This is a genomic window from Serinicoccus sediminis (assembly GCF_004153545.1).
In the GTDB taxonomy this organism is placed as follows: Bacteria; Actinomycetota; Actinomycetes; order Actinomycetales; family Dermatophilaceae; genus Ornithinicoccus; species Ornithinicoccus sediminis_A.
Genome location: NZ_SDVA01000031.1, coordinates 1 through 4,163, shown reverse-complemented (window position 1 = coordinate 4,163; position 4,163 = coordinate 1). Strand labels below are relative to the sequence as shown.

The 4,163-nt window shown below is 74.3% G+C and carries 4 protein-coding genes; all 4 read left to right on the top strand.

The features are described 5' to 3' along the window. Window positions 1–1,666: cation:proton antiporter (locus EUS26_RS16415; protein WP_130014906.1), on the top strand; the 1,666-nt coding region annotated here is incomplete at its 5' end. 215 nt (window positions 1,667–1,881) lie between these two features. Further along, on the top strand, window positions 1,882–2,520 hold the full coding sequence (locus EUS26_RS16410) for a hypothetical protein (RefSeq protein WP_130014905.1): 639 nt from the start codon (window positions 1,882–1,884) through the stop codon (window positions 2,518–2,520). 20 nt (window positions 2,521–2,540) lie between these two features. Further along, on the top strand, window positions 2,541–3,122 hold the full coding sequence (locus EUS26_RS16405) for a class F sortase (RefSeq protein ID WP_130014904.1): 582 nt from the start codon (window positions 2,541–2,543) through the stop codon (window positions 3,120–3,122). A gap of 156 nt (window positions 3,123–3,278) precedes the next feature. Beyond that, on the top strand, window positions 3,279–4,163 hold an 885-nt coding region (locus tag EUS26_RS16400; protein ID WP_238149041.1), incomplete at its 3' end, for an MFS transporter.

Genomic DNA, 4,163 nt, shown 5'->3' with positions numbered 1-4,163 from the left:
CGTCCGGCTCTGCTCGGTCACGGTGCTCCTGGCGTGGGGGCTGACCACCCTGGCCGCCATCGTGGCCGGGGTCGAGTGGCAGCTCGCGCTGCTCATCGGCGCGCTGCTCGTGGTCACCGGCCCGACCGTCATCGCGCCGATCATCCGCCAGCTGCGCCCCACCCGGCGGGTGTCCTCGATGCTGCGGTGGGAGGGCATCGTCGTCGACCCCATCGGCGCCATCCTCGCGGTCCTCGTCTTCCAGGCCATCATCGTCGGCGGCCCCGACGGCGCGCTCGCGACGGCCGCCCTGACGCTGGGCCGCACGGTCGTCATCTCCACCGTGCTCACCCTGCTCTTCGGGGTGCTCCTGGAGGTGGCCATGCGCCGCCACCTCATCCCGGACTTCCTGGAGGGCGTCACCTTCCTCGCCGTCGCGGTGGGGTCGCTGGTCATCTCCAACGAGCTGCAGCCCGAGAGCGGGCTGCTCACCGTCACCATGCTCGGGATCTACCTGGCGAACCGGCCCGGGCTGCGGCTGGAGCACGTGCGGGAGTTCAAGGAGCACCTCCAGGTGCTCATCGTGGGCGCGCTCTTCGTGCTGCTGGCCGGTCGGGTCAGCCCCGCCGAGGTGGTCGCCGTCGCCCCGACCGCCGCCGTGTTCGTGCTGCTCCTGCTCCTCGTCGTCCGCCCCGCGTCGGTCGCGCTGGGGCTGCTCGGCACCCAGGCCACCCGGCAGGAGCGCACCCTGCTCGCCTTCATGGCGCCGCGCGGCATCGTCGCCGCCGCGGTGACGAGCATCTTCGCGCTGGAGATCGAGCACGCGGCCGACGAGGCCCGCTCGCTGGCGGCGCTCGGCGGGGAGGACGCCCGCGAGAGCCTCGCCCTCGAGGCCTCGGCGGAGCGGCTCGAGCAGCTCGTGGTGGCCTCGGCAGACCTCGTGCCCCTGGTCTTCATGACGATCGTCGTGACCGTGGCGGTCTACGGGCTGGGTGTCGGCCGGCTGGCCGAGCGCCTCGGGCTGGCGACCACGACACCCAACGGTGTCCTCTTCGCCGGCGCTCCGCTGTGGGCCCGGCAGGCAGCCGGTGTCCTGACCGAGCTCAAGGTGCCGACGCTGCTCGTCTCGTTGGCACCGGCCGAGGTCGCGCAGGCGCGGATGGCCGGGCTGCGGGTCGAGCGCACGCACATCCTGTCGGAGTACGCCGTGGAGGACATGGAGCTGGCCGGGCTGGGCTCGTTGGTCGCGGCCACGCACGACGACGACACCAACTCGACGGCGGCCCGCGAGTTCGGGCACGCCCTCGGCGCGTCCAACACCTACCAGCTGCGGCGTCAGGGGGAGTCGTTGCCGCGCAGCTCGAGGCCGCGGGACCGGACCAACGGCGGCAGCGGCGGCACGCTGTCGGAGGCCAAGGCCAAGCAGCAGACGGCGAGCAAGCTCACCGCCCAGGTCGCGTTCTCACCGCCCCTGTCCGCGCCGGAGCTCGACACCGCGACCCGGGAGGGTATGCAGGTGCGCAAGACCCGACTGACCCCCCAGCACACCCTCGACGACTTCCGCGAGCGCGAGCCCGAGGCGGTGCTGATGTTCCTCGTGCAGGACGGGGTGGCGACCGTCGTGACGCCGCGCAGCCACCTGCCGCAGGAGGGTGCCACCCTCGTGGCGCTCGTCCACGCCCGCTGAGGGAGGGGGCACCAGCGGTGTGGCGGGGTGTGGTGCGCCGCCGGGCGGCGCGGTCGTGGTTCGGCGACACGCCGCACGGGTGGCGTGCCGCCGCAGGCGGCCGTCGCTAAGGTACGTAAGCGTCAAATGTGACAGATGTGATTTCTGTGACCGGGTCGCAGGCACAGGACGACCCGGGACCGCCACCCCACCGCGTGCCTGCGGAGAGGACCATCATGAGCACCAGGACCCTGCGGATGCTGACCGTCGCCGTCGGCGCGGCCGCCCTCACGGCGCTGGCCTCCGGCCCCGCCCTCGCGGTCGACGAGGACCAGCTGGCCGACACCTACGACAACGTCCGGTGCGACGTGATGGCCATGCCGGGCACCGCGACCGCGACCTACCTCGACGAGGCGACCCACGGGCCCTACCTCGAGGGCGACAACGAGTGGGTCGCGCTGACGCTGACCTCGGACGAGACCGCCGTCGAGGTGGAGAACCCCGTCTACGGCGAGACCTACGGCAGCGACGGTGGCGCCGTCATCCGGGAGATCACCCTGTGCCAGGGCACGGCCGCGAGCGAGGACGAGGCCCCCGCACCGGAGGAGTCCGAGAGCGGCGAGGCCGCTGACGACGAGGCGGCCGCGCAGGACGACGCGGCGCCGGACGACGGGGCCGCCGATGACGTGGAGGCCGGTGACGACGCCGCCGCGGAGGACGACGTGCAGGCGGCCGGGCCCGCGGTCGAGACCGACGGGCCGCTGCGCGAGGCCGGGCTGTCGCCGCTGCTCGTCGGGGGCGCCGTGCTGGCGGTCGCCGGTGCCGGTGCCGCCGCTGTCGGCCTGCGCCGCCAGCCGCACCGCGACCAGGGCTGAGCCGCGCCGGGGACCCGACCGTGAGCGCGCGCCTGCTGCTGCCCACCGGCCTGCTCGTGGGCACGCTCGGGGTCAGCATGCTGGCCGTCCAGGCGGTCGGGGCGATCCAGGGCACTGACGGGCGTCCGGTGCACGCCGAGGGCGAGGCCGCCCCGACGTGGGTCACCGTGCCGGCCGCCGGCCTGCAGGAGGAGCCCATCGCCCCCGAGGGGCTGACGCCGCAGGGCACGATCAACCCCGACCAGGGCGAGGCGATCTGGTACGCCGGGTCCGACCGGGTCGTCCCCGGTCAGGTGGGCACGGCGGTCATCGCGGCGCACGTCACGTACTACGACGAGCCCGACGTGTTCTACGACCTGGCCGAGGTGAGCGACGGCGACGTCATCACGGTGGGCTACGGGCACGGCGGCACCCGTGACTTCGTCGTGACCGCGACGCAGCAGATCTCCAAGGAGGGCCTGCAGCGCAGCGACGCGGTCTGGGGCGATCAGACCGACGTCGCCCGGATCGCGCTCATCACCTGCGACCCCTCGCTCGGCGCCCGCGACGACGGTGCCCAGAAGGCCAACTTCGTCGCCATCGCCGAGGCCGTCGGCGGCTGACGCCCGCCGTCCGGCGTGCCCCGACCGGGCGTCCGGTGCGGGCGGGGGGAGAAGGACGGCGGGAATGGTGGGGTCGGCTGCGCGGGTTAGGCTGGAGGTGTCCGCGCCCTCGCGCGGACGTCCCCCACCGTCGTGCCCCTCAACCCGAGGCCCTCCGTGTCGACCCTGCGCGCCCCCGCTCATGCCCCCACCGAGCGCCCCACCACGGGTGCGCACCGGCCCGTCCTCGCCTTCGCCGCCCTCATCCTCGGGGGTGTCGGCATCGGGGTCGCCGAGTTCGTCACGATGGGCGTCCTGCCCCAGATCTCGACGGGGCTCGACGTGTCCATCCCGACCGCCGGGTACGCCATCTCCGCCTACGCCCTCGGCGTGGTCGTCGGTGCGCCGGTCGCCGCGGTGGGGGCCGCCCGGGCGCCCCGGCGCGCCGTCCTCGTCGGCTTCATGCTCCTCTTCGCGCTGGCCAACGCCGCGGCGGCGCTGGCCCCGTCGCTGGGCACCCTGGTCGCGGCACGGTTCGTCGCCGGCCTGCCTCACGCCGGCTTCTTCGGGCTGGCCTCGCTCGTGGCGATCTCGCTGGCGCCCCCCGGCCGGGGCGGCCGCGCCGTCGGCACCGTCATGCTCGGCATCCCCCTCGCCCTGCTGATCGGGGTGCCCCTCGGCACCTGGGCCGGGCAGGTCTTCGGCTGGCGGGTGAGCTACTGGGCGGTCGCCGTCATCGGGCTGCTCGCCGCGGTGCTCGTGCGCCTGTGGGTGCCGCGCACGCCGCGCGACCAGACCCGCTCGCGCAGGGCCGAGCTGCGCGCCTTCACCAGCACCCAGTTCTGGCTCACCCTGGCGATCGGGGCCATCGGTTTCGGCGGCATGTTCGCCACCTACTCCTACATCGCGCCGACGATCACCGACGTCACCGGCCTCGACGAGCGGTGGGTGCCCGTCTTCCTGCTCGTGTACGGCGTCGTGTCGATCGTCGGGACGTGGCTCGGCGGGCGTCTGGGCGACTGGTCGGTGCTGCGCACCCTGGTCCTCACCGGCACCGGGTCG